19 protein-coding genes are annotated in these 24564 nt (G+C 60.7%); 5 read left to right on the forward strand and 14 right to left on the reverse strand.

Features of this window, described 5'->3' with window-relative positions; translation table 11 throughout:
• Nucleotides 1-35: 35 nt before the first annotated feature.
• Nucleotides 36-965: an SCO family protein gene (locus HDF16_RS00195; protein ID WP_184213016.1), complete on the reverse strand. Its 930-nt coding sequence runs from the start codon at nucleotides 963-965 to the stop codon at nucleotides 36-38.
• Between the two features lie 78 nt (nucleotides 966-1043).
• Between HDF16_RS00195 and HDF16_RS00200 the strand changes: the two genes are divergently transcribed.
• Both HDF16_RS00200 and HDF16_RS00205 read left to right on the forward strand, forming a co-directional pair.
• Nucleotides 1044-3773 (forward strand): PD-(D/E)XK nuclease family protein, encoded by a 2730-nt coding sequence (locus HDF16_RS00200; RefSeq protein ID WP_184213018.1) that lies wholly within the window; start codon nucleotides 1044-1046, stop codon nucleotides 3771-3773.
• Nucleotides 3766-7371, forward strand: coding sequence for a UvrD-helicase domain-containing protein (locus tag HDF16_RS00205; protein ID WP_184213020.1), 3606 nt, complete (start codon nucleotides 3766-3768; stop codon nucleotides 7369-7371). Before HDF16_RS00200 ends, HDF16_RS00205 begins: the two co-directional genes overlap by 8 nt.
• Here the strand turns inward: HDF16_RS00205 and HDF16_RS00210 are convergent.
• The 8 genes from HDF16_RS00210 to HDF16_RS00245 all read right to left on the reverse strand — a co-directional run bounded on the left by HDF16_RS00210 (nucleotide 7352) and on the right by HDF16_RS00245 (nucleotide 14644).
• Entirely contained in the window at nucleotides 7352-7693 is a 342-nt protein-coding gene (locus HDF16_RS00210) for a hypothetical protein (RefSeq protein WP_184213022.1), read from the reverse strand. The two genes, HDF16_RS00205 and HDF16_RS00210, sit on opposite strands and share 20 nt — an antisense overlap.
• A 96-nt stretch (nucleotides 7694-7789) precedes the next feature.
• Complete coding sequence (gene phoU, locus HDF16_RS00215; protein ID WP_184213024.1) at nucleotides 7790-8452, reverse strand: phosphate signaling complex protein PhoU; 663 nt, start codon at nucleotides 8450-8452, stop codon at nucleotides 7790-7792.
• Nucleotides 8452-9210 (reverse strand): phosphate ABC transporter ATP-binding protein PstB, encoded by a 759-nt coding sequence (gene pstB / locus HDF16_RS00220; protein ID WP_184213026.1) that lies wholly within the window; start codon nucleotides 9208-9210, stop codon nucleotides 8452-8454. The genes phoU and pstB overlap by 1 nt, the downstream gene beginning before the upstream one ends.
• Nucleotides 9210-10130 carry a phosphate ABC transporter permease PstA gene (gene pstA, locus HDF16_RS00225; protein WP_184213028.1) on the reverse strand — a complete coding sequence of 307 codons (921 nt, stop codon included), beginning with the start codon at nucleotides 10128-10130 and terminating at the stop codon, nucleotides 9210-9212. The genes pstB and pstA overlap by 1 nt, the downstream gene beginning before the upstream one ends.
• Nucleotides 10131-10132: 2 nt before the next feature.
• Nucleotides 10133-11104, reverse strand: coding sequence for a phosphate ABC transporter permease subunit PstC (pstC, locus tag HDF16_RS00230; RefSeq protein ID WP_246408678.1), 972 nt, complete (start codon nucleotides 11102-11104; stop codon nucleotides 10133-10135).
• Nucleotides 11105-11335: 231 nt separating this feature from the next.
• Nucleotides 11336-12343 (reverse strand): phosphate ABC transporter substrate-binding protein PstS, encoded by a 1008-nt coding sequence (gene pstS, locus HDF16_RS00235; protein WP_184213030.1) that lies wholly within the window; start codon nucleotides 12341-12343, stop codon nucleotides 11336-11338.
• 124 nt (nucleotides 12344-12467) lie between these two features.
• Nucleotides 12468-13892 (reverse strand): sensor histidine kinase, encoded by a 1425-nt coding sequence (locus HDF16_RS00240; protein WP_246408534.1) that lies wholly within the window; start codon nucleotides 13890-13892, stop codon nucleotides 12468-12470.
• A 47-nt stretch (nucleotides 13893-13939) separates the two neighbouring features.
• On the reverse strand, nucleotides 13940-14644 hold the full coding sequence (locus HDF16_RS00245; protein ID WP_184214070.1) for a winged helix-turn-helix domain-containing protein: 705 nt from the start codon (nucleotides 14642-14644) through the stop codon (nucleotides 13940-13942).
• 322 nt (nucleotides 14645-14966) lie between these two features.
• Here HDF16_RS00245 and HDF16_RS00250 point away from each other — a divergent pair, with 322 nt between their 5' ends.
• Complete coding sequence (locus tag HDF16_RS00250; protein WP_246408536.1) at nucleotides 14967-15398, forward strand: response regulator; 432 nt, start codon at nucleotides 14967-14969, stop codon at nucleotides 15396-15398.
• A 75-nt stretch (nucleotides 15399-15473) separates the two neighbouring features.
• On the forward strand, nucleotides 15474-17285 hold the full coding sequence (locus HDF16_RS00255; RefSeq protein ID WP_184213032.1) for a CHASE3 domain-containing protein: 1812 nt from the start codon (nucleotides 15474-15476) through the stop codon (nucleotides 17283-17285).
• Here the strand turns inward: HDF16_RS00255 and HDF16_RS00260 are convergent.
• The 3 genes from HDF16_RS00260 to hemW are packed head-to-tail and all read right to left on the reverse strand — an operon-like array spanning nucleotide 17282 to nucleotide 19990.
• Nucleotides 17282-18304, reverse strand: a complete 1023-nt coding sequence (locus HDF16_RS00260) for a GntG family PLP-dependent aldolase (protein WP_184214072.1) — start codon at nucleotides 18302-18304, stop codon at nucleotides 17282-17284. The two genes, HDF16_RS00255 and HDF16_RS00260, sit on opposite strands and share 4 nt — an antisense overlap.
• Nucleotides 18305-18338: 34 nt before the next feature.
• A complete protein-coding gene (locus tag HDF16_RS00265; protein WP_184213034.1) occupies nucleotides 18339-18821 on the reverse strand; it encodes a GNAT family N-acetyltransferase in 483 nt (160 codons plus the stop codon).
• Nucleotides 18818-19990 (reverse strand): radical SAM family heme chaperone HemW, encoded by a 1173-nt coding sequence (hemW, locus tag HDF16_RS00270; protein WP_184213036.1) that lies wholly within the window; start codon nucleotides 19988-19990, stop codon nucleotides 18818-18820. The genes HDF16_RS00265 and hemW overlap by 4 nt, the downstream gene beginning before the upstream one ends.
• A 114-nt stretch (nucleotides 19991-20104) precedes the next feature.
• Here hemW and HDF16_RS00275 point away from each other — a divergent pair, with 114 nt between their 5' ends.
• Nucleotides 20105-21982: a SpoIIE family protein phosphatase gene (locus HDF16_RS00275; RefSeq protein ID WP_184213039.1), complete on the forward strand. Its 1878-nt coding sequence runs from the start codon at nucleotides 20105-20107 to the stop codon at nucleotides 21980-21982.
• A 6-nt stretch (nucleotides 21983-21988) separates the two neighbouring features.
• Here HDF16_RS00275 and HDF16_RS00280 read toward each other — a convergent pair whose 3' ends face one another.
• Together HDF16_RS00280 and HDF16_RS00285 are read right to left on the reverse strand one after the other, a co-directional pair.
• Nucleotides 21989-23239: an Nramp family divalent metal transporter gene (locus HDF16_RS00280; protein ID WP_184213041.1), complete on the reverse strand. Its 1251-nt coding sequence runs from the start codon at nucleotides 23237-23239 to the stop codon at nucleotides 21989-21991.
• Between the two features lie 181 nt (nucleotides 23240-23420).
• Nucleotides 23421-24476 carry a CgeB family protein gene (locus HDF16_RS00285; RefSeq protein ID WP_184213043.1) on the reverse strand — a complete coding sequence of 352 codons (1056 nt, stop codon included), beginning with the start codon at nucleotides 24474-24476 and terminating at the stop codon, nucleotides 23421-23423.
• Nucleotides 24477-24564 lie beyond the last annotated feature (88 nt).

A 24564-nucleotide genomic window follows, 5' to 3' on the forward strand; every position in this document is an offset into this window, starting at 1 on the left:
CTTCGCGATGAGTGAGACCGCCACAAATCTACAGCTCAGGCAGCCGCGTTTTTCACAGCCGCCACCATCTCACTCGGCACCCAATCATTCGTCGGATACCACGCGATTACCTTGCCATCCTTGCCGATCAGCACCGTTGAAAGGGAGTGCGTCAGCGCCTTTCCATCCGGCGTCACGCCCACGTCGAAGAACTGAGTCATCTCCGGCAGTTCCTTCACCGGTGGCGCGGCAAAGTCCCAGTGCGCGAACTTCTCTTTCGTATAGTTGCCCGTGTACGCACCGCCGTAACTCTTCAAGACCGCAGGCGTGTCATACGTTGGATCGAAGCTCACGCTCAACAGATGCGTCTTGTCGTACGTCGCCGGATCGCCCTGCAATGCCTTATCGATCTCCGCAAAGTTCCGGCTCATCCTCGGACAAAAATCGGCCAGAGTGCAGCGCGTATAGATAAACGTCATCAGCACCACCTTGCCCTTGAACTGGTCGAGATGGATCGTCTTCCCGCTCTGGTTCAGCAACGCAAAGTTCGGCACCTGGTCACCGGCTGTAGGAACATGAAACTGCACCGCCGGCTTATAGTCCGGTTTCGACTGCGCGACTACGACGACATCCGTGAGCCGCGCATTCTTGTATCCGCCCGCCGGATCGGCATCGATCTGGTCGACCAGCACATCCGCGACGATCTTGTCGCCGGGGTGCAGTTCGCTCATGATGCTCGGGTCGGCAAGCTTGTAAGGCATAATCATCGCGTCCATGAACCCCGGCACCGCCTCGTGATCCAGCGTGATCTTCCCCGCCGCAACGTCAGTCGCTAGGACCTTGCCGCGGATCTTGAAGTCTCGTGTAATCCCCGAGGCAGCCGGCGGCGCCGCAGCCTGCCTGCAACCGGAGACCATCGCCGCAAGAAACAACACCACGAACAGGCCCGCGAAACGCTCCCATCTTCCTTCGACAACTCTCTGCATATCTCTGATGATAGAGCCTTCTCCCATGCAGGAAGTCACGGCGCTCTTCTCCACCATCCCGCAGCGTATAAACGATGCATGGAGCCACAGAGCAGTCTGCCAGCGGAGATCCTCAAAGTCCTCGCTCGCGGCGGCACAATCCTGACCGGCAACCAGCGCGCCGCACGCACCCTGCGCCTCGCCTACGACCGCGACCTGCGCAACTCCGGCCGCCCAAGTTGGCAACCCCCCGCGATCCTCCCTTGGGAGACTTGGACCTCCACCCTTTGGCATCAACTTCTGCTAGAAGGCGCAGCCACCCGCCTGCTGCTGAATAGCACCCAGGAACTCCACGTCTGGCGCTCGATCATAGCCGCCGACTCCGCCCACTCCAGCCTCCGATCCGTCGACTCGTTAGCCGCCATGGCCTCCGGCGCATGGCAGCTTCTCTGCGCTTATCGCGGCCAGTCGCGGCTCCGAGACCTCGGCGTCAGCGAGGACACCCGAACCTTCCAGCGCTGGGCACAATCGTTCAACTTTCGCTCGAAGTCTGACGCGTATCTTTCTCCATCGGAACTAGAAAACGCAATAATGCTCACTCGCGAAAAGCTTCCCACGGGCGAAGTTCTGCTCATCGGCTTCGACAGAATGACTCCAGCGCAGTCCGCTCTTCTCGCCGCCCTCAGCGATGCTGGTGCGGTCGTCAAAGAACTCCCTGCATCGCCCATCGCCGACCGCAAGCTACTAGCCGCCGCCGAAACTCCCGAGCTAGAACTCACCGAAGCAGCAATCCGCGTCCGTGAGTTTCTCGAAGCCCACCCCACAGCCCGCGTCGCGGTCATCCACCCCGACATCGCCTCCGAACGCGGTGAGATCGATCGCGCCTTCCGCCAGATACTGGCCCCCGAGCTCGACAGCATCGCCGCCCACGCCGACGGCCCCTACGAGTTTTCCCTTGGCCAGAGGCTCGCACAGGCGCCGATGGTAGCCAGCGCCATAAGCATCCTCCGCCTCGCCACCGGCCCGCTCTCCATCGGAGACCTTAGCCGCCTTCTCCTCTCGCCGTGGTTCACCCCTGCCAGCGATCTCGACCTCCGCGCGGAGTTCGACGCCCACGAACTCCGCACCTCCACCCTCCTGCATCCCGAGCTCGGCCTCAACACCATCATCCGCATCGCGGAGAACTCCCGCGTCCGCGCCGCCCGCCTCGGCGGCCTTCTTCGTCAACTTCACAGTCTGCATCGCGCCGCCGAACGCAACCTCCCCGAGATCACCAAGCAAAAGCCTTTCGCCGACTGGACCGACGCCATCCGTGACCTCCTCCGCGCCGTCAGCTGGGCCACCTTCACCCGCGACACCAGCGTCGAGTTTCAGACCCGCCGCAAGTGGGAGTCAGCCCTAGACGAGCTCGCCACCCTCGACTTCGAAGGCACCCGGCCCACCTTCGCCGAGGTCTTCGGCCAACTTGAAGGCGTCCTCGACCGCACCCTCTTCGCGCCCGAATCCCGCGACGCTCCCGTCCAGATCATGAGCCCACAGGAAGCCGCCGGATCGCTCTTCGACGCTGTCTTCTTCCTGCGTTGCAGCGACCTCATATGGCCACCATCCACCGGCACAAACCCGCTCCTGGGATGGAAGATCCAGCGCGAATTCGGCATGCCGGGCAGCGATCCGGCGCTCGACATCGCCCACGCCAGCGCCATCACGCATCGGCTTGCGTTTTCAGCGCCCCATATTGTCTTCAGCTACGCGCGGCAGACGGAAGACGCACACCAGCGCCCGTCGCCTCTCCTCGCCATACTGAATCTCACCCCTGCAGAAATACTGCAGCCGTCAACGCCAGTCGCCGTCGTTCCACTTGAAGAGTTTCCCGAATCAGGCTATATCCCACTCATTGCCTCCAAGGTTCGTGGCGGATCATCCATCTTGAAGAACCAGGCGGCCTGCGGCTTCCGCGCCTTCGCCGAAGCGCGCCTCGCCTCGAAGCCGCTCGAGGCTCCAGCCTCCGGTCTCGACGCCAGCGAACGCGGCAGCCTCGTTCACTCAGCCATGGCGAGCCTATGGGATGCACTCCAGACTCAGTCCGCCCTTCGCGCCTTACCACTGGCCGAGCGTCGGGCCGCAGTAGACCTCGCCATCACCCACGCGCTCGACCGCATCTCCGACCCCGGACACCCGTTCGATCCCATATGGGACCCGGCCTACCTGGGAATCCAGCGCGAGCGCCTGCACCGCATCATTGGCCTCTGGCTGGAATCCGAACTTGCACGATCTCCCTTCGCCATCAAGGCGCTCGAAGAGAAGTACGTCGACCTCGCCATCGGCCCGCTCACGCTCGACGTACGCATCGACCGCATCGACACCCTGCTTGACGAAGAAGGCAACCCCGCAGGCAAAGTCCTGCTCGACTACAAGACGGGCGATGCCCTCACCAGGCACTGGCAGGGCGACCGGCCCGACGACCCCCAACTTCCGCTCTACGCCGCCCTCTCTAATCCCGGCGCACTTGCAGGAGTCGGCTTCATCCGCTTGCGCCCCGGTACTGGCATGAGCCTCGCCGGCTATGCCAGCGAACCCGGCCAGTTGCTCAACGCCTCCGTTCCCGACATCGGCTCGCTCGATGCCCAGATCGAAGCGTGGCGGCGCGTCCTCACTGCTCTCGCCGAAGACTTCGCGGCAGGCGACGCCCGCGTCCGCCCGAAGCAGTACCCCAATACCTGCGCCTATTGCGCCCAGCGAATCCTATGCCGCGTCGACCCCGAATTGCTCGAATCCGCCACGGATGAAGACGAATCGCCCGTGACCGTCGCGGAGGAGAGCTATGGCTGAGCTCTTCGCAATCGACGAACACAAGTCCACCAAGCCCCCGCTGCCCGACGCCGCCGAGCGCGAACGCGCCCTCGACATCCACCACTCGTGGATCGTCGAAGCCCCCGCCGGCTCAGGCAAGACCGGCCTCCTGATCCAGCGCTATCTCAGGCTTCTCGCCGACGAATCCGTCACCAGCCCGGAACAGATCCTCGCCATCACCTTCACCCGCAAGGCAACCGCCGAGATGCGCGAGCGCGTCCTCTCGCAGCTTCAGAACGCGACCAGCGAGAGCGAACCGGCAAACGACTTCGACCGCGAGACCCGCCCCATGGCACTCGCCGCGCTCGAACGCGACCGCAAGCTCAACTGGTCGTTGGTCGATCAACCCAACCGTCTCCGCATCCGCACCATCGACTCCGTCTGTTCGGAGATCGCGAACTCGCTGCCTGTGCTGTCAGGCACCGGTGGCCGCCGCGATGTCGTCGACGAGGCCGGCGAGCTCTACGCTATCGCCGCCCACCGCACCTTTCTGCAACTTGGCGGCTCCGATGTCCCCTTGAATAAGGCTCTCCGCGAAGTGCTGCTCCATCGCGACGGCGACCTCGCCAACTGCGAACGCCTCCTCGCATCCATGCTCCGCCTTCGCGACCAATGGGGCGCACTGGTCCCACTCGGCCGCCGCGAACTCGACGACACCTACCTCGACACGCACGTCCTGCCAAAGCTCGAACGAGCGCTGGACAACGCCATCTGCACCGCGCTGACGCAGGTCACCCGCCACTTCCCCGAGCACCTCCTCCGCCAACTTACGCTCGCCGCCACATCCATGGCCCACATCGCCGGCTACAAGGGAGCGACTTCGCCTATCGCCATCTGCGCGAACCGCAATCTCTCCCCCGGCGAACGCGCCGAAGACCTCGACCACTGGCGGGCACTGATTCACCTCCTGCTGACAAAAGAAAAGACCTTGCGTAAAGCGGTTTCCGCAAACATCGTCAAGTTCGAGCTATCGAAGTCCGAACAGGCCAACCTCAAGGCGCTCATCGCAGAGTTCCACGACCGCGATGATCTCCTCGCCGCACTCTGCAAACTCGACGAGCTTCCCCCCGCCAAGTATCCGCAGGAACAGTGGCTCATCGCCAAGCATCTCTTCCGCGTCCTCAACCACGCCATGGCCGAGCTCCAGATCGTCTTCGCCGAACGCAGCGAGTGCGATCACGCCGAGATCGCACTCGCCGCCAAGACCGCCCTCAGCGCCGACACCGGCCCGGACGACCTCGAAGCCGCACTCGGCCTCCGCCTCCAGCACATCCTCGTCGACGAGATGCAGGACACCTCCTCTTCGCAGTACGAACTCATCCAGATGCTGACCGCGCACTTCGACGGCCACAGCCAGACCGCCTTCCTCGTCGGCGACCCCAAGCAGTCCATCTACCTCTTCCGCCAGGCCCGCGTCGAGCGCTTCCTCCACGCCATGTCCACCGAACAACTCGGCGACGTCCATCTCGGCCTGCTGAGACTGACTGCGAATTTTCGCTCGCAAGCTGGTTTAGTAGGCGACTTCAACGACGACTTCAGTCAGATCTTCTCCTCACCCACCGCGCAAACTCACTCGGGCGAAGTCCAGTTCGTCGCCGCCTCCGCCATGCGTCCGCGCGATGAAGACAGCGGCGACCGCGTCTGGCACGCCGACGTCCTCCCTTACGTGAAACCAGGCGAAGCCTCCAGCGAACAGAAGAAGCACCGCCAGGCAAGCGCCCTTGAGATTCGCGAGATCATCGAGTATTGGCGAGCCAGCCCGCTCCCTGAAGACCGGCAGAAGCCGTGGCAAATTGCTGTCCTCGTCCGCTCCCGCAGCCACCTCGAAAGAATCGTCGCGACGTTCAAAGAAGTACCTGCAATTCCTTATCGCGCCGTCGACATCGACCCGCTCAAGGAGCGCCCGGAGGTGATGGACCTCTTCGCCCTCACCCGCGCCCTGCTTCATCCCGCCGACCGCACCGCCTGGCTCGCCGTGCTGCACGCGCCGTGGTGCGGCTTCGACCTCTCTGAACTCCACACCCTCACCGGCGCGGACGACCCCGCCTTCTCCGACTGGACGATGCACGCGCTCATCGCCGAGCGCGGCGACCTGCTTCCTCCCGAGGCCATCACACGCCTCGAACGCATCTGGCCGGTCTTCGCGGCCGCCGCCGCACAGCGCCACCGCGCTCCCTTCGCGCAGACGGTCGAGCGCACCTGGCGCTCGCTCGGCGGCGACGCCTACCTCGACGGCTCAGAACTCGCCAACGCCCACAGCTACCTCCGCCTGCTTGAAGATCTGGAAGAGCAGCAAGGCAGCGTCGCCATCGCCGCACTCGAAGCTCGCCTCGAACGCTTGTTTGCCGCGCCGTCGCTCGACCCAACCGCCGTGGAACTCCTCACCATCCACAAAGCCAAGGGCCTCGAATGGGACGTCGTCATCGTCCCCGCGCTTGAACGCACCAGCGGCCGCAACCACAGCGAATTCCTCTCCTGGGTCGAACTCGACTCCTCGGCCTCCACTAGCGATCAAGACGAAGCGGCCCACTTCATCCTCGCTCCCATCGCGGGCAGGGGCGAAGACTCCGCAGAGCTCAACAAGTGGATCGCAGGTATCCACAAGTCCCGCGAGTCCGCCGAAACCAGGCGCCTCTTCTATGTAGCCTGCACCCGCGCCCGCGAGGAGCTTCACCTCTTCGCCGCCCCCAAGCTCTCCGCCAAGGGCGAGATCAACCCCGCCGCCGGCACTCTCCTCAAAGCCGCGTGGCCAGCCGCCGAAGCCGCTTTCGCTGGACCGCTGGCCAGCGCACAATCGCCTTCCAATGTGACGGAGTTCCCTCCCCCCATACCCGAAGGCATCCTCGAAGACATCGCGGCAAGTACATCGGTGACAGATCAAGCTCAGTCCAAGCGCCCTGCAATCCTGAAGCGCCTCCCAATCATCTTCGATCCCGCCACCCGTCTCGCCAATCCACGCCCGCTCCCCTACGGCGATACCGACGAAGCCCCGTCGCTCCACTTCGAACGCCCCGAAGGCTCCGTCGCAGCCCGCGCGTTCGGCAACGCCGTCCACGCCTTCCTCGAACTTCTCACGCAACAGATCGCCACTGGCGAATCCGCCGCGAACCTCCTCCACGCGCTCCCCGGATGGACACCTCGCGTCGCCGCCATCCTGCGCTCCGAAGGCCTGCCTCCGACGATGGTCGAGCGCCTCACTCAGCGCGTGCTGCACGCCCTCGCTTCCACGTTGAAAGATCCCACCGGCCTTTGGCTGCTCTCACCGCATCAAGGTTCGGCAACCGAGTTCGCCCTCACCGCCTGGGCGACCCAGCGCAGCAACATCCGTATCGACCGCGTCTTCCGTGCCGGTGCCGATCCACTTGCAGCAGGCTCCGATCACCTATGGATCGTCGACTACAAGACCACCACCCACGGCCCCGAAGGCCTCGATGCCTTCCTAGCCGAAGAACGCGAGAAGTACGCTCCGCAGCTCGAAGCCTACGCCGCCATCCTCAAGCAAAAAGAAGACGAGACCGTAATCAGACTCGCCCTCTACTACCCAATGTTGTCAAAACTCAACTGGTGGATTCCCTAGTCTCTACCCCGATTGCTGCCTGAGGCCTATAAACGATAGTCGGTGTCGCTTCAAACGCTGGGCTCACCATCAGTCGCTCATACCAGTCAGGTACGGCCAACGAGACGTTGGCCGCTAGAACGACGTTCGCCTCTGGAATGCTCTGAGCGCTCTCTGAGAGCTCAATTTGGCTTTTTCCATCGCTGAAAACCAGCCGTATATCGTCGACCGTAAAACAGTCCTTCTTATAAGCGACTATCCAGGCCAAATCTTTCCAAGCGATGAACAACTCTAACTCATCGAGTCTCTGGGCGATGCCGCTCTCGTCGAGCCTCGCAACCAAGGGACTTCTCGTCCTTGGCTGCATGCTCTTGCGAAGGCGCTCAATCCATTTCATCACTTGGACCTTACTGCCACTAACGCAACCGCCATGTTGCTACTACTCAACGTTGGCGATATGCCGCACATCCGCGCCGCGCACCCAGAAGATCACATCTTCCGCAATGTTCGTCGCATGATCGCCAACGCGTTCAAGGTTCCTGGAGATGATCAGCGCATTCAGGCTCTGCGGCGTGAGTTCCGGACGCTCCTTGATCAGCGAACTCAACGAATAGAAGGCGGCATCGTTCATCTCATCCACTTCGTCGTCCATCTTCAGGACCGACTGCGCAAGATCCGCATCCGCCTCGATAAACGCCTGCAGCGACTTCCGCACCATCGCTGAAGAAAGCGAAGCCAGCTTCGGGATATCTACCGGCAGATCGAAGTTCGCGAACGCGCCCATCTCCCTCACCCGCACGGCGATGTTCACCGCCTGGTCGCCAACCCGTTCGAGGTCCGCATTGATGCGAATCACGGAAAGAATAAAGCGAAGGTCGACAGCCATCGGCTGTTCCATTGCAAGAAGGTCCAGCGCCATTTGGTCGATCTCGCGCTCCAGCCGATTGATCGAAGGTTCAGCCCGAAAGACAAGCTCGCAGATGCTCAAATCGCGCGTGCTGTAAGCCTCGATGGAGCGTTGAATCGCCTGCTCGGCCATCCCCGCCATGACGAGCAACTTTTCCTTTAGATCGTCTAAGTTTTGATGAAAGCGAACGCGCATCAGCCGAACCTCCCGGTGATGTAATCTTCCGTTCGCTTGTCGCGCGGGTTCGTGAAGATCTTATGCGTCGAGTCGAACTCGACCATCTTTCCGTTCAGAAAGAAGCCCGTATTCTCGGCCACACGCGCGGCCTGCTGCATGTTGTGCGTCACGATGACGATCGTGTACTGGCTCTTCAACTGAAAGATCAAGTCTTCAATCTTCGAAGTCGAGACGGGGTCGAGGGCCGAAGCGGGCTCGTCCATCAGCAACACCTCAGGATCGACCGCAAGCGCGCGAGCGATGCAGAGCCGTTGCTGCTGTCCGCCCGAAAGACTGGCACCGGACTTCTTCTTCAGATCGTCCTTGACCTCTTCCCACAGGGCCGCAGCTTTTAATGAGCGCTCGCACGTCTCGTCCAGCACCTTGCGATTGCGGAAGCCATTCAGCTTCAGACCGCTCACGACGTTGTCGTAGATGGACATCGTTGGAAACGGATTCGGCCGCTGGAAGACCATGCCGATGCGGCGTCGAATCTCAACCGGCGAGGCATCCTTGTAGATGTCCACATCGCCCATCTTCACCAGGCCGGTCGCGCGCGCGATCGGGTTGGTCTCATGCATCCGATTCAGGCAGCGCACGAACGTGGACTTGCCGCAGCCCGAAGGCCCAATCAGCGCCGTCGCATGGTTCGCTGGAATATGGACATCGATATCCTGCAGCGTGTGCGTCGTTCCATACCAGGCGTTCAGATGTTCAACTTGAATGCCAACTCCCACTAGCTACCTCCCTTGAGTACGCCGCGGTTGGCAAAGATGCGGACCAGCGTTACCGAAACCATAATCAACATAATCAGAACTAACGATCCAGCCCATGCCAGACGATGCCACTCGTCATAGGGTCCGGTCGCGTAGATATAAATCTGCAGCGGCAGCGCAGCGATGGGCTGAGTCAAACTCAAGCTCCAGAACTGGTTGCCGAATGCCGTAAACAGCAGCGGTGCCGTTTCGCCCGCGACACGCGCAAACGCCAGCATGCAGCCAGTGATGATGCCCGGCGACGCCGTTCGCAGGCTCACCGAAATTGCTGTCCGCCACTTCGGCACGCCGAGTCCAAGCGCCGCCTCGCGAATCGCATGCGGCACCGTCATCAGCATCTCTTCCGTCGTCCGAGTGATCGTCGGCACCATCATGATCGCCAGAGCGACTCCGCCCGCGAAAGCCGAAAAATGCTTCTGCTGCATCACGATCAGCGAATAGATCGCGATGCCCATCACGATCGAAGGCACACCATTCAACACGTCAGCCGTAAACCGCACTGCGTTGGCAAGCATCTTCCCTCGGCCAAACTCCGCCAGGTAGACGCCTGCGGCAATACCTACGGGAATTCCCATTAGGCTTGCCAGCGACAGGATCACGCCCGAACCCACAATCGAGTTCGCCATGCCTCCGCCGTCTTCGCCCACTGGCTTCGGGATCTGCGTGAAGAAGGCGAAGTTCAGCGAACTGGCACCCTTGTAGATCAGGTAGCCGAGGATCATCAGCAGCGGCGCAATCACGACCACCGTACTCAGAATCGCCAGCCCTGATACCAGGTTGTTCACGAAGCTGCGACGAAGCTGATCCAGCTTCATTCGCTTGGTGTTGAAGTTCGTCGGCTCACGCATCGGCGGGACTGGTGTCACAGGTTTTGTGCTCATGGTTATGCCACCCTCGCCGGAGCGCCGCGCGTCACTGCCCATACCAGCAGGCGGGCAATCGTATTCACCACAATTGTCACCAGGAAGAGCGCAAGCCCGATCTCGATCAGCGCGCTAAGATACACATCGCCCGTTGCCTCCGAGAATTCGTTCGCAATGACGCTGGCCAGCGTGTACCCCGGCGCGAAGAGACTCTTGTTGATCTCCGCGTGATTTCCGATCACCATCGTGACGGCCATCGTCTCGCCCAGCGCGCGTCCTAGTCCGAGCATCACTGCGCCGACGATACCAATGCGCGAGTTCCGCAACACGCCTACTCGGATCATCTCCCACCGCGTCGCGCCCAGCGCCAGCACCGCTTCACGCTGGCTGTTCGGCACAGCGTTCATAATGTCGCGAGTCAATGACGAGATGATGGGCAGGATCATGATCGCGAGGATGATGCTCGCTGTCAGTAAGCCAACGCCAAAGTTCGCGCCTTCGAAGAATCCCGTCCACCCAAGCGTCTTCACCAGGAACGGCCCAAGTGAGTCGCGCATCATCGGCACGAGAACGAACACCGCCCAAAGCCCGTAGACAACGCTCGGTATAGCGGCCAGCAGTTCAGTCAGGAATGAGATCGGTGCGCGCAGCATCTTGGGGCAGAGCTCTGTCAGGAATACGGCCACACCCAGCGCTAACGGAACCGCCATCAGCAACGCGAGGAAGGACGTCGCAAGTGTCCCGTAAATGAACGGAAGCGCGCCGAAGTCGCCACTGACCGGATCCCACGCCTGGCTGGTAAAGAACTTGAAGCCGAAGGCATGCAGGCTTAGCTTCGAGCGCAGCACAAGGATCGTTGCGATAAAGATAACAATCGCGAAGATGCTCAGAGCGCAGGTCAACATCAACCCGGCAAACGCCTGGTCGGCGATCTTGCCACTGCCTCTGGAAGATAGAAACTGGCGTACGGGCGATGGTGGCAAGTCGGCCATCGCGGGACCTGTCGTCACCGGCGCGGACGGCAGAGGAACATCGAGGGCGCGAACCGTCGAACGCGGCTCGGATGGATTGGATTCGGAGTTGGTCGTCATTTGTGTAAGCGACACGGTCTTTCCTGAATGCCCACGCGGTATCCTCCCTGAACCACTGGAAGGAGCATGAACGCAGATGAGATGGAAGTAGCCGGGGACGCGATGCGCGCGTCCCCGGCCGAGTGAAGCAGGTTACTTGACCGTCTTGATCGTCAGCTTGACCATCTCCTGCACCTGCTTCGGCAGCGGAGCGTAGGTCATGCTGGAGGCTTCGCCCTCGCCAGTCGTGATCATCCACTCCAGGAAGCCCTGCAGCGCCTTACCCTTAGCCGGGTCAGCCGACTGAACAGGGATCAGCAGCCACGTGAAGCTTGAGATCGGGTAGGAGTCCGGACCATCGGCATTGGTGATCGAAACCCGGTAGTCCTTGGGCATCGACTTGGCAGCAGCCGCAGCAGCGGCCGTCACGCCATCGGTCGTCGCCTTCAGGAACTTGCCGGCCTTGTTCTTTACCGCCCCGAACTGCATGTTGTTGGCGCGAGCGTAGATCAGCTCAACGTATCCGAACGAGTAAGGAGACTGGCGAACCATTCCGGCAACGCCCTCGTTACCCTTCTGGCCGATACCCGTCGGCCACTTCACCGACGTGCCCTTGCCGATCCTGCCCTGGAAGTCCGAGCTGACCTTGCTGAGAAAGTCCGTAAAGATGTAGGTCGTACCCGATCCGTCCGAGCGATACACCGGCAGGATCGCCTTGTCCGGGAACTGCACGCCTGGGTTGTCCTTGGCGATGCGGGGATCGTTCCACTTCGAGATCTTGCCGAGGTAGATGTCAGCGATCACTTCGGACGAAAAGTTCAGATCCTTCGTATTACCCGGGATGTTGAACACCGGAACCACCGCACCCAGAACCGTCGGAATATGAATCGTCTTGATCTTCGAATCGGCGATCTGCTGATCGTTCATCGGACCGTCGGTCGCGCCAAAGTCAACCGTGCCTTCCGAGACCTGGCGGATACCGCCGCCCGAACCGATCGGCTGGTAGTTGATCTTTACCTCGGGGTGAAGCTTGTTGTATTCAGAAAACCAACGCGAGTAGATGGGATTCGGAAAAGTAGCACCGGCGCCATTGATGTTCTGGGCGATTCCCGCGCTTGCGGTCAATGCCAGCAAGCCTGCTGCAATAACGTTCAGTTTCACTCGTGTACCTCGGTAAGATATAGATCTTGGGTTTGCCACTCCTCTTTAGTGTGATCGGACGATGTTACGGGACAGTTACATCCCGGCGAAATACCCGATAAACCACCCGCAATCACTGCAATCTTTAGTTAGTTACCGGATACTGCGCAACCGGCAGACTGAAGATGAACGTGCTGCCGCGGTGTAATTCGCTCTCTGCCCGGATCGTTCCCCCCTGCGCCTCCACCATGTGACGGGCGATTGCCAGCCCCAGCCCGGTGCCTCCGGACTCCCGTGACCGCGCTTTGTCGACCCGGTAGAACCTCTCAAAGATCCGCCCCAGATGCTCGAATGCAATTCCCTGTCCAAAATCCCGCACCCGGAACTCCACCATCTCGTACGGCTCCGAGATCTCGTTCGCCGAGACCACCACCCGGGAGAACTCATTGCTACGCGTCCGTCCGTACTTGATGCCATTTTCGATCAGGTTGCTCAACACCTGCATCACCGCATCATGATCGGCAAAGACCTGGCGGCTGGTCACCTCGCCAATCTCCAGGACCGCCTCCGAATCCTGCACCAGGCCGCTCATTGCCTCAATCGCCTCACGCACCAGCGAATCCGCAGGAATCGGGCTAGGCTGGAGCTTCTGCTCCGTCGACTCGATCCTCGCCATCACCAGCAGGTCTTCCGTCAGCCGGTTCATTCGCGTCGCATTCTTCAAAATCGTCGACAGAAACTCCCGGGCCACCGGCGTTAAGGACTCCTCGTGATCGAGCAGCGTCTCCACGTATCCGGTAATCGATGTCAGCGGCGTCCGCAGCTCGTGGGACACATTTGCGACAAAGTCGCGCTGCGTCCGCTCCACCTGCTCAATTCGGGTCACGTCGTGCAGTACAGCAACCGCGCCTCCCCCCGGCATCGGCGACGCATTGATTTCAAACGTCTTGCCCGGCAACAACGTCGTCGACTTCCGTTCGCAGACCGTCCTGCTATCGAGAGCCGACCGGACGCACGCGAGCACCTCTGGGTCACGGATCGTCTGCACCAGGGCGTGTCCCACCCGCACCGAACCGCTCCCGAGCGTGCCGCGTGAAGACGCTCCCGGCATCAGCCGCTGCATCTTCTGGTTGCTCCACTGGATACGTCCGGCAGCATCCACTGCGATCACGGCATCCTGCATCGAGTCGAGTAGAGCCTCAAGTTCGCGACGACTCTCCTTGGACTGCTCCAGGGACTGGTCCACCTGCGCCGCCGCGCCCGCCAACGCCTTCGACAGCCTCTCGAAGTCGCGATATCCGGGCTCAAAGTCGCCGCCTTCTCCGTCGGAGAGCGTTCCCTCAGCCACCTCGTCCGGCCGATCGGCGATCGCTCCCGCAGCTCGTTCAAGTGGCGATATAGCCTGCCGCACGGAATAGGTCGTCCACACCGCCGCGAGCGCTGCCCAGCCAATTACCGCAAGGACAGTAATGTACCAGTCCTTTTGCGGCAACAACGCGCGCGTCCCCGCCACGAAGGCCATGGCGAGGGTCAGCCGTAGAAAAACGGTAACGAAAAAACTACGCTTCAACCAGACTGCTCCGCTTCGGCTTCATCACGCATCCCATCGACTCGCAGCTACGCCGGGACGACTTTGGGAATCTCAAACCTGTAGCCGGCCCCGCGCATCGTCTTCAGGAACCGTGGCGTTTCGGCGTCTGCCTCAATTTTCTCGCGAATTCGACGTACATACACATCGACTGAGCGAGGTGTCACGAAACGAGCATCGCCCCAGACCGCATCCAGAAGATGGTCGCGGCTGAAAACTCGTCCGGGATGCCTTGCCAGGTAGTCCAGCAGGCGGAACTCGGTCGCCGTCGTGGTCACCAGTTCGCCACCGACGCGCAACTGCATTGCGCTGGCATCGATCTCGATATTCTCGAACTTCAGCACCGAAGGCGCAGTTGGCCGCTCGAACCGCCGCAATACTGCCTTAACTCGGGCGACCAGTTCCCGGGTCGCGAAGGGCTTGGTGATGTAGTCGTCCGCTCCAAGCTCCAGGCCCTGAACGCGATCGTTCTCCGCCGCGCGGGCGGTCAGGAAGATGATTGGAATCGAGCTCAGGTTCGCATTCTGGCGAAGGCGCCGGCAGAGATCCAGTCCATCGCCGCCCGGAACCATAATGTCCAGCAAAAAAAGCGAAGGTGGCTGACGTTCTGCATCTGAAAGAATCTGGCCGATTGCGAGATACGAACGGACCGCATATCCTGCGCTCTCCAAGTGGTACTGGACGAGCCGCGAGATGTCCGCATCGTCTTCCAACACGAAGATTGTCTGACTCAAATTTGTTGCCCTCGTATTCCATGCGCTGCCCAAATCGGTGTCTGGATGATCGAGAAGTTGGCGCATAAGCTCAGAGTACCCTATTACTTTTCAATCAATTGCAAACAGAAGATGAATGTATTGCCCCTGACTCACGGCGCCGCCGAAGATACACAACAACCTGTCCGGGCGCTGGCCGGACCGAAAGTTGCATCCTTTGTTCCACCTTCGCATGCGACCCCAATCCCCCTTTAAAGCGTCGTACTGTTAAGATAGTGAAAAGGGGGGGGCGCTGAGCTTGAACAACTTCACTCAAGATGAGAGGACTCCTGTTCCCGAAGACATGCCTGAAAGTGAGGCGCCGACGCGCAAGATGAAAACGCCGGTTGTCCTTTGCATCGACGATGAGTTGATTGGCCTCAGGGTGCGCAGAATTCTCCTTGAACGGGCGGGCTACACCGTCCTCGGGGCCCTGGATGGCAGCGAGGGCATCGAACTCTTCTCCCAGCACCCCATTGACGCCGTCGTCCTGGATTATGCAATGCCTGGCATGAACGGCGCTGAAGTCGCCACCCGTCTTCGGGAGATGCGTCCCGAAGTTCCTATACTTTTGCTCTCCGCCTACCTTGGTCTTCCCCCCGAGGTCACCTCGCTGGTTGACGTCTATATGACCAAGGGAGAGGGCGCCCCCATGTTACTGAAGAAACTCCGCGTCATGCTCACCTTGACTCGTTTAGAGGACGGCCAGGGAAGGCACGACCACACCTCCGAATAACACAGGCGCTGCCAAACCTGGATCTCGATTGAGCTTTAGTGACCGGATTGCATCGTAGAAGTATAGGATGGGGCATTGAACTTAAGTCACTTCAATCGCATTGTGCGTCAGGTACTTCTGTTCCCAGTGATCTCGTTGGTGCTTGTCGCGGCCGCCTTGTCCTGGCAAATTGTCAGTTCCACAGATACCGTCAGACTTATCCAAGACTCTGACCAGTCCATCCAGCAGACCAATCTGGTCGGACGTTTGATCGTTGATCAGGAGTCAGGACTTCGCGGCTTCGAGGTCACCGGCGAACGGAGCTTCCTGGGCCCCTACGATCAGGCCTCTAATCTCCTGCCCGCCGCTTTCGACAAGCTGGAAGCTCTCAAGCTGAACCGCTCCGAGCACCAGTTGATCGCACAGCTTCGTTCCGATCACGAAGTCTGGATCGAGTCCTATGCCCGGCCCGTGATTGCCATGACCCAGGCCAGCGGCCAGGAGGCTGGGCTGCACGATCTCGATCTAAATCAGCTTGGAAAGCAGCACATGGATAAGGTGCGAGCCGATCTCCAGGCCGTCGTTATGGCCGATGAGGCCCATCGCGCCTACCGCGTGGACCGTTGGCGCGTTCAAGTACGCGACATGGTCATCGGCCTCGGCCTCTTCGCCATCGTGACCGGAATCTTCATTGGACTCTTCACCCGCAACCGCCTTCACGTTGTCTCCGACGCCTACGAGACCTGGGTAGACACGCTCCGCGTCAAGAACGAGGAACTCTACCTCTCCGGGCAGCAGCTTCGTACCACCCTCGCATCCATTGGCGACGGTGTCATCACCTGCGATGCCGATGGCCGCATCCGGATGATGAACCAGGTCGCCTCCGACATGACCGGATGGAAGATCGATGATGCCCTGGGCCGCCCCCTGGACACTGTCTTTCACATCCTGAACGGTGAGACTCGCCAGCTCATCGAAGATCCCGTTCACAAGGTGAAACGCCTCGATGCGATCGTCGGCCTCGGTCCAGATAAAGCCGGCAACACGATCCTCGTTCGCCAGGACGGTACCGAGATCAACATCAGCGATAGCGGAGCGCCGATTCGCGATCAGGACGGCACAATCACGGGTATCGTCCTGGTCTTCCGCGATGTCACCGTAGCCCTTCGGACCCAGGAAGCGCTCATCGCCAACGAGAAACTTGCTGTCGCGGGACGACTCGCAGCCAGCATCGCTCACGAGATTCACAATCCTCTCGACTCCGTCTCCAACATGCTCTATCTCATGAGCTCTGGCAGCACGGAGGAAGAAAACAGGCAGTTCCTGGAGATGGCACGGCAGGAGATCGATCGCGTAACCCAGATCAGCCGCTCCATGCTCAGCCTCTACCGCGAGTCCACCGCGCCCATCCCGATTAACATCCGCGAGATCCTTTCCGGCACCTTGGTTTTGCTGGATCATCGCGTTCAGGATCTTCAATCAACGGTCCACCTCACCGCGCCCGAAGATCTCACCATCCACGGCTTCCCCGCCGAGCTTCGCCAGGTCTTCACCAATCTCGTGATCAACGCCGTAGAAGCCGCCGGTGCCAGCGGCCACGTTGAAGTCACTGCCAAGCACGTTTTGCCCGCCGATTCCTCCGCAACGGAACGCCACGCCGACGGCGTCCTTGTAGAGATCCTCGACAACGGCCCGGGCATCTCCGACGCCGCCTCCGCGAAGCTCTTCCAGCCGTTCTTCTCCACCAAGGGCGAACAAGGCACAGGCCTCGGTCTTTGGGTCAGCCGCGGAATCGTCAGCAAACACGGCGGCATCATCAACCTCGAAAGCCGCAAAGATACCCGCGGCGCAGTTGCCCGCGTCTTCCTCAGCACCCAGCCGGTGATCTCACCCGGCGGTGCCGACTAGCACTCTAGCTCTTCCACCGCAATCTCTGCGGCTCGCTCACAGGCACCGCGATTCACATCCAGGTGCGTGACGAACCGCACCACATCCGGGCCGATTGCGCTCGCGAGCACTCCCCGTCCCTTCAGCCGCCCCACATACCCTGCCGCATCCCCCGCGATCAGCCGGAAAATTACGATATTTGTCTGCACCGCTTCCAGATCGATCTCCACCAGTCCCGACTCCGCAACCGCCTCGGCCAGAATCCGCGCATGAATGTGATCCTCAGATAACCGACCCGGTCCTTCTTCGAGCGCAATCAGCCCGGCCGCCGCAAGCACGCCCGCCTGCCGCATTCCTCCGCCCAGCGCCTTGCGAATGCTCCTTGCTCGCGCCATCAGATCTTTCGATCCCACCAGCATGGAGCCTACCGGCGCGCCCAGCCCCTTTGAAAGACAAAACATCACCGTGTCGAACCCGCTCGTGAGTTTGGCTACCGGCACACCCAGCGCCACAGCCGCGTTGAAGACCCGCGCCCCGTCCAAATGCACAGGAAGCCCAGCCTTCTTTGCCTCCGCCCAGATCTCCTCGAACACTACCACCGGCGTCACTGTCCCACCCGCCATATTGTGCGTATTCTCGACACAAATCAGCCCCGTCTGCGCCCGGTAGTAGATCGACGGCGCGATGACGGGAGCAATATGCTGCCACGTCAAAATTCCCCGCTCGGCCGCCACCGTCCGCACCTGGCATCCGGCAAACGCGGCAATCATGCCCATCTCCCAGTCCAGTACATGCGACCGCGCCTCGCAGATCACCTCTTGCCCATGCTGTGTATGAAGGCGGATCGCCGTCACGTTCCCCATTGTCCCGGTCGGCATAAAAATCGCCGCCTCGCGCCCGAAGACCTCCGCTGCCTTTGCCTCAAGCAGGTTCACAGTCGGGTCCTCAGCGTAAACATCATCTCCGACCTCAGCCGCTGCCATCGCCTGCCGCATCTTCTCGGACGGCTTCGTAACCGTGTCACTCCTCAGATCAATCACTTCCACTTCACCCCTTTTGTAGGTCCTGCCCACTTCAACCCTTCGATTCAAAACTGAAGAAGCTCCAGTCTTCGCCCTCAACCTGAGTCGCAATGGGCTGGACCTCTCGCCCCGCAAACTCCGCTATTGCCAACTCCCAGAAACGCAGCGCCGGAAGATTTCGGTCCCGAACGCGCACTCTCCATTCGCCCGGAAACCTCGACCACACCTCTTTCGCCGCGTGTTTCGCAACTCCCTTTCTACGGTAGGCACGCAGAACGAAGAACTCCGCAATGTCCCACACTTCTTCCACCTTCTGCACCAGCGCGAGCCCGGCCAGCTTTCCATCCTTCCTGATCAGAAACGCATGTCGATCAGATTCCGACCAATAGAGCGAAAGCCCCGGATAATCAAACCGACCACTCTCTCCGACCTCCAAGTTAAGCAACTCGCTGAAGTCATAAACGTAAAACTCCAGCAGATTCGCTAGAACTGCATGGTCTGCCTGAACCGCCTCAACGACATCGAGATCATTCACACCGCAACCCGCAGCAACTCACCAAAGACCTCATTGGAGATCATCCGCCCCCGTTCGCTCAACATCACCCGCGCTCCATGCTGCTGGAGCAATCCATCCTTTGCGAGCTCCCCAGCCATACCCGCAAACGTTTCGACCCGGCCACTTCCGAACTCAGCCTTCAGATCATCCAGGCTGACGCCCACATTCCTTCGCAGACCCAGAAATAGCGCCTCCTCAAACGCGCCGTCCTCATCCACTTCGGTCACCTCGCGCTCCGCTCCCACCGCATACGCCTCCAGCGAATCCGCATTGGCGAGCCGTACTGCGCCCTCACCCCGCCGCAGCATAGAGTGCGCATCTACCCCAAACCCCAGATACGGCGCTCGCTGCCAGTACTTCAAGTTGTGCCGCGAAGCGTGACCATCCCTCGCAAAGTTCGAGATCTCGTACTGCTCCAATCTCGCCTCGCCGAAACGCTCGATCGCCCACGCATAAAACTCCGTCATCGCCTCATCGCTAGGCACCGTCATTGCCTGGTACCGAGGCCCGCCCGCGATCAACTCCTTGCCCAGCCGCGACTCCTCATCGACTTCCAGCATGTAGACGCTCGCGTGTGGAACTCCGGAGTCGATCACAGCATCGACTGATAACTCCCAGCTCGCCGCACTTTGCCGAGGCAGACCCGCAATCAAATCCAGGCTGATCTCAGAGATCCCCGCCGCCCGCACCCGCGCAATCTCCGCCCGACACTGCTCCGCCGTATGCAGCCTTCCCACAGCCGCAGCCTCTGCATCCACAAACGACTGCACCCCGAAGCTGACCCGGTTCACCCCTTGCCGGATCATCTCGTCCAGCGTCGCCTCGGACATCTGCCCCGGCGCGCACTCCACCGTAACCTCGGAACCGGCCGCAATCGCAAACTCCCCGTGCAGAGCTGCGAAGATCCTCTGCAACTGGACCGGCTCAAGCAGGCTAGGCGTCCCACCGCCGAAGTAGATCGTATCGACCACACCCGGAAGCTCCGCCCTTAACTCGACAGCCCGTGCCCGAGCCGCCGCAATCTCAGCCACCAGCCCGTCAACATAGGCGTTCATGCGCTCCAGCCCGAACGCCCCCGAAGCAAAGTTGCAGAACGTACACTTCGCCTTGCAGAACGGCACCGAGATATAGATTCCCAATGACTCCATGAACGAAACGGCCTCGCTTTAGATTCTTTCACGCAAGCGCCGCCCACGCACCACCGCAGCCCCCCACCGCAGACTCATCCACCGCAGCCCGAGTAGTATCATCGCATCTAATCGATGGCCATCTCTTCCAAACCGCGTTCCACCGCAGCCGGGGCAGACCCGATCACGCCCCACGACCGCTTCGAAGGTGACTACCGTCCCGCATCGGCAATCGAGTCCGGCGCTGAGCCCTTGGCGAACGTCTCCGCCCGCCTCGAACCCCTCCAGATCGACTTCCTCCTCCGTCTCGCTGACGCCCTCAACACCACGCTCGACCTCAACACCCTGATGCACCGTGTCGCCGACCTCGTCCGCGCCGTCATCGACTACCGCATCTTCGCCATCCTTCTTCTGAACGACAAAACAAATGAACTCCGCATGCGCTTCCAGACCGGCCACACCCCCGAGGCCGAACGCATGCGCATCAAGATCGGCCACGGCATCGTCGGTCAGGCCGCCCTGCAGCGCAAGTCCATGCTCATCGACGACGTGAAGAAGGACGAGAACTACATCAACATCCACGATCAGGTGCTCTCCGAGCTTGCCGTCCCGCTCATCGTCAAAAACAAGGTCATCGGCGTCATTGACATCCAGTCCGAACACGCCGCATTCTTCACCCAGGAACACCGCCGCCTGCTTGAGCTCACCGCCTCCCGCATGGGCGTCGCCATCGAGAACGCCCGGCTCTACACCCGCGTCTCCCGCCAGGCGCAGACCCTCACCGTCCTCGCCGAGATCTCCCGCGAGATCTCCAGCATCCTCGACCTCGATGACCTCCTAGAGCGCGTCGGCCAAGTCCTCAAGCGCGTCGTCGACTTCCAGATGTTCTCCATTCTCCTCTGGGACGAGCGCACCCAACACTTCGAGCATCGCTTCAGCTCCCGCTACGGCGAACGCGTGATCCGTGAACGCGCCGTGCCTCTCGGCTACGGCATCATCGGCACCGCAGCGGAGACCCGCCAGCCCGTGCTCGCTCCCGATGTTCGCAAAGACCCTCACTACATCGCCGTGAACCGTGAGACTCGTTCAGAGCTTGCGGTTCCCTTGATCTACAAAGGCAACGTTATCGGCGTCATCGACCTCGAACACACCCGGGTCAACTACTTCAACGAAGACCATCAGCGCACTCTTGCAACCCTTGCCGCGCAGCTTAGCGTGAGCATCGTCAACGCTCGGCTTTACCAGCGCATCTCCGAAGAAGAGCAGCGCATGGAGCGCGATCTCGAGATGGCCCGCGAGGTCCAGCTTCGCCTGCTGCCTTCGGAGCCGCCGCAACCCGCCCACGCCGAGATTGCCGCGAAGTTCCTCGCCGCCCGCTCCATCGGTGGCGACGTATACGACTTCCTCGACTACGGCCACGGTCGTACCGCCCTCGCCATCGGCGACGTCTCGGGCAAGGCCGCGCCCGCTGCCCTCTACGCCGCTCTGGTCAGCGGAATCCTGCGGTCACTCGCGACAAGGCAACTATCGCCTGGAAAGATGCTCGCAGCGCTCAACAATCAACTCCAAGAACGCAAACTCGACGCCCAGTACGTGACAATGCTCATGGCCGTGTGGGACGACGAGAACCAGACGCTCCAGATCGCCAACGCCGGCTCGGTCCAGCCCGTCTTCGTCACTAACACCAACTGCGACGACCCCGCCGACCGCGTCGTCAAGACCATCGAAGCCGAAGGCTTCCCGCTCGGCCTCTTTCCTGACGCGGAGTACGAAGAGTTCACCTTCTCCACCCAGCCCGGCGACATGATTGTCTTCTTCTCCGACGGCATCGTCGACGCCGAAAACGCAGAGCACGAGATGTTCGGCACCGAGCGCCTAGACCACGTTCTACAGCAGCAACCTTGCCCGACTGCTGCGTCCACCGTCGAAGCCATTCTGGATGCCGTCACCAAATTCCAGGCCGGGACAGACCACTTCGACGACGAGACGGTAGTCGTCCTCCGCGTCATCTAACGCCGACTAGCCGACGAGCTGGTTCCACACCAGCACCAGTGACATCGCAATCACGATCCCCGCCGTCCCCCAAGCCACCACATTGAACCACCGCGAGTTCGTATACTTCCCCATCAGTTCATGCTTGTTGATCAGCCGCAGCATGAAGATCATGATCAGTGGCAGCAGCACGCCGTTCAGCACCTGCGACAGCACGGCCACCTGGTACATCGGGAAGTTTGGGATTAACACCGTCGCTGCTCCCAACACGATCAGCAGCGTGTAGAACCAGTAGAAGAACGGTGCCTCGCCAAAGCTCTTATCGACGCCATGTTCAAACCCCAATCCTTCGCAGACTGTGTAGGCGGTCGACAGCGGCAGGATCGAAGCCGCAAACAGTGACGCATTGAACAGCCCCGCCGCGAATAGGATGAAGGCGTACTGTCCAGCCAGCGGCTTCATCGCCTCCGCCGCCACCGAAGCGTCGCTGATATTCCGTATCCCATGCGTATACAGCGTCGCCGCGCACGCCACCACGATGAACCACGCCACGATGTCCGTGAACACTGACCCGACGATCACATCCAGCCTCGATGCCTTGTACTGCTTGATCGTCACGCCCTTCTCCACGATCGAAGACTGCAGGTAGAACTGCATCCACGGAGTAATCGTGGTGCCAATCACACCCAGCGTCATGTACAGATACGTCTTGTCCTTCCACGCGCTCACGGGCGGCATCTTCACGGTCTCGGTCAGCGCCAGATGCCAGTCCGGTCCGCTCAGCACGCCCGTCACGATGTAGGCGATGTAGAAGACGCTCGCCGCCAGGAAGACCTTCTCCACGCTCTTGTAGTCGCCCTTCACCACCAGGGCCCACACGATGACCGCGCAGATCGGCACGCTCAGATACTTGCTGATGTGGAACAACTGCATGCTGCCCGCAATGCCGATAAACTCCGTCACCACGTTGCCGAAGTTCACCAACACCAGCAGGATCATCATGCCGAAGGTGATCCGCAGCCCGAACTCCTCGCGGATCAGATCGCTAAGGCCCTTGCCCGTCACCACGCCCATCCGGGCGCACATCTCCTGCACCACGATCAGCGCCAGCGTGATCGGAATCATCGTCCACAGCAGCGTGTAGCCGTACTGCGCACCCGCCTGCGAGTACGTAAGAATTCCGCCCGAATCGTTGTCTACGTTCGCGGTAATGAATCCCGGCCCCAGCACCGCAAGAAAGAGAAAGATGCGCGTCCGCCACTGCCGCCAGAACGTCATAGCCGCGCCTCAGCGAGCAGGCAGGCATCAACGATCTTCGAAACTGCATAAAGCACGCGACCGATCATCGGCCCTCCTCCTTCTCCTGATTTTGTTTAGCGGGCAAGCCTTGCGCGCAGGCGCAGACCAAAGCCGGACAGCGCCGCCTATGTAGGTTAGCTCACGGCAGCAACGGGTGACTTCAACGCGCCGCAGCTTTCACATCGGGTATCGTTGCCGCCACCCGCTCCAGAATCAACTGCATCTGTCGATCGTTGTAATATCCGTCCCTCTCCGCCCGAACCCTACCTGCAGCCGCAATCCGCCGCCGCGCAGCCTCATCCGGCAGGTATCGCCGAATCTTCGCGACAAGCTCTTCATATCCGGTGAAGAAGACCGCCTCTTCATCCTCAACGAAGCGCTGCATATGCCCCTCCGACCGCTCGGCGAGCAAAAATCCCCCACTGCCAGCAATTTCGAAGCTCTTATGCACGAACTCGTCCTGATTGGAGTGCGTCAGAAAGCTCAGGTTGATCTTCGACTTCCAGATCGCCTCGCGATACGCATTGCGGTACAACTCCCCATGTCGGAATATCCCCGCGAACGCCTCCGCGTCGAACGCTCGCCGCCAGGCCCTCTCATTCCCCGATACCGTCACGGCGAAACCGGCCTCTCTCCACAACCGAGTCAGCGTCTCAGCCCGGTCGTCATAGGGCGTCCCAATAAATGAGACCTCGCGATCGCAATCTTTATCGCTCCATTCAGCCGGCGGCGGAAAGTTGAGCGTCGGCTCGTACGCCGTCTGAATCTTGATCACATCCCGCGCACCCCGCGCCTTGTAGTCCGAAATGTTCTTGTCCCGCTGTACAACATGTAGGTCGTAGAACGGGATGTCCTTCATGTACAGCCGCCAGCCCGGATCCTGCCTCGTCCCAAATGGGTTGTCGATCATGTAACTGACCGTCGCGATGCCCATTGCCCGCAGCTTCTTCAGCGTTGACGGTCGAATCCAGAGCATCTTGTCGCCCCAGAAGATATCCGGCCGTTCTGTCTCCGCCAACCGCAAGACATCCGCATTGAGGCGATCCACTCCCGGTCCCACACTCAGCCGAAAGAGTACCTTCCGCAGCACCGGATTCTTTGCTTCAAATCCGGCGAACGCCAGCGGCACCACCGTATGTTCCAGTCGCTCCAACGCCCACAACCGATGCAACGCCGTATCGTTTTCCGTCAGCGTCCCTGCATACAAAATCTTCATTCCCAAATCGCATCATCCTTCAGCGCCAAAACCTTGTCATTTTTCAGCCACAAACCTTGTCATCCTTCGCGCAGCGGAGGATCTGCTT

Source organism: Granulicella aggregans (assembly GCF_014203275.1).
GTDB lineage: Bacteria > Acidobacteriota > Terriglobia > Terriglobales > Acidobacteriaceae > Edaphobacter.

Bases quoted from the DNA above. Each gene is read 5' to 3' on its own strand.
- HDF16_RS00195 (WP_184213016.1), bottom strand. From the start codon at position 965: ATGCAGAGAGTTGTCGAAGGAAGATGGGAGCGTTTCGCGGGCCTGTTC.
- HDF16_RS00200 (WP_184213018.1), top strand. From the start codon at position 1,044: ATGGAGCCACAGAGCAGTCTGCCAGCGGAGATCCTCAAAGTCCTCGCT.
- HDF16_RS00205 (WP_184213020.1), top strand. From the start codon at position 3,766: ATGGCTGAGCTCTTCGCAATCGACGAACACAAGTCCACCAAGCCCCCG.
- phoU (WP_184213024.1), bottom strand. From the start codon at position 8,452: ATGCGCGTTCGCTTTCATCAAAACTTAGACGATCTAAAGGAAAAGTTG.
- pstA (WP_184213028.1), bottom strand. From the start codon at position 10,130: ATGAGCACAAAACCTGTGACACCAGTCCCGCCGATGCGTGAGCCGACG.
- pstC (WP_246408678.1), bottom strand. From the start codon at position 11,104: ATGGCCGACTTGCCACCATCGCCCGTACGCCAGTTTCTATCTTCCAGA.
- HDF16_RS00250 (WP_246408536.1), top strand. From the start codon at position 14,967: ATGCCTGAAAGTGAGGCGCCGACGCGCAAGATGAAAACGCCGGTTGTC.
- hemW (WP_184213036.1), bottom strand. From the start codon at position 19,990: ATGGAGTCATTGGGAATCTATATCTCGGTGCCGTTCTGCAAGGCGAAG.
- HDF16_RS00275 (WP_184213039.1), top strand. From the start codon at position 20,105: ATGGCCATCTCTTCCAAACCGCGTTCCACCGCAGCCGGGGCAGACCCG.
- HDF16_RS00280 (WP_184213041.1), bottom strand. From the start codon at position 23,239: ATGACGTTCTGGCGGCAGTGGCGGACGCGCATCTTTCTCTTTCTTGCG.
- HDF16_RS00285 (WP_184213043.1), bottom strand. From the start codon at position 24,476: ATGAAGATTTTGTATGCAGGGACGCTGACGGAAAACGATACGGCGTTG.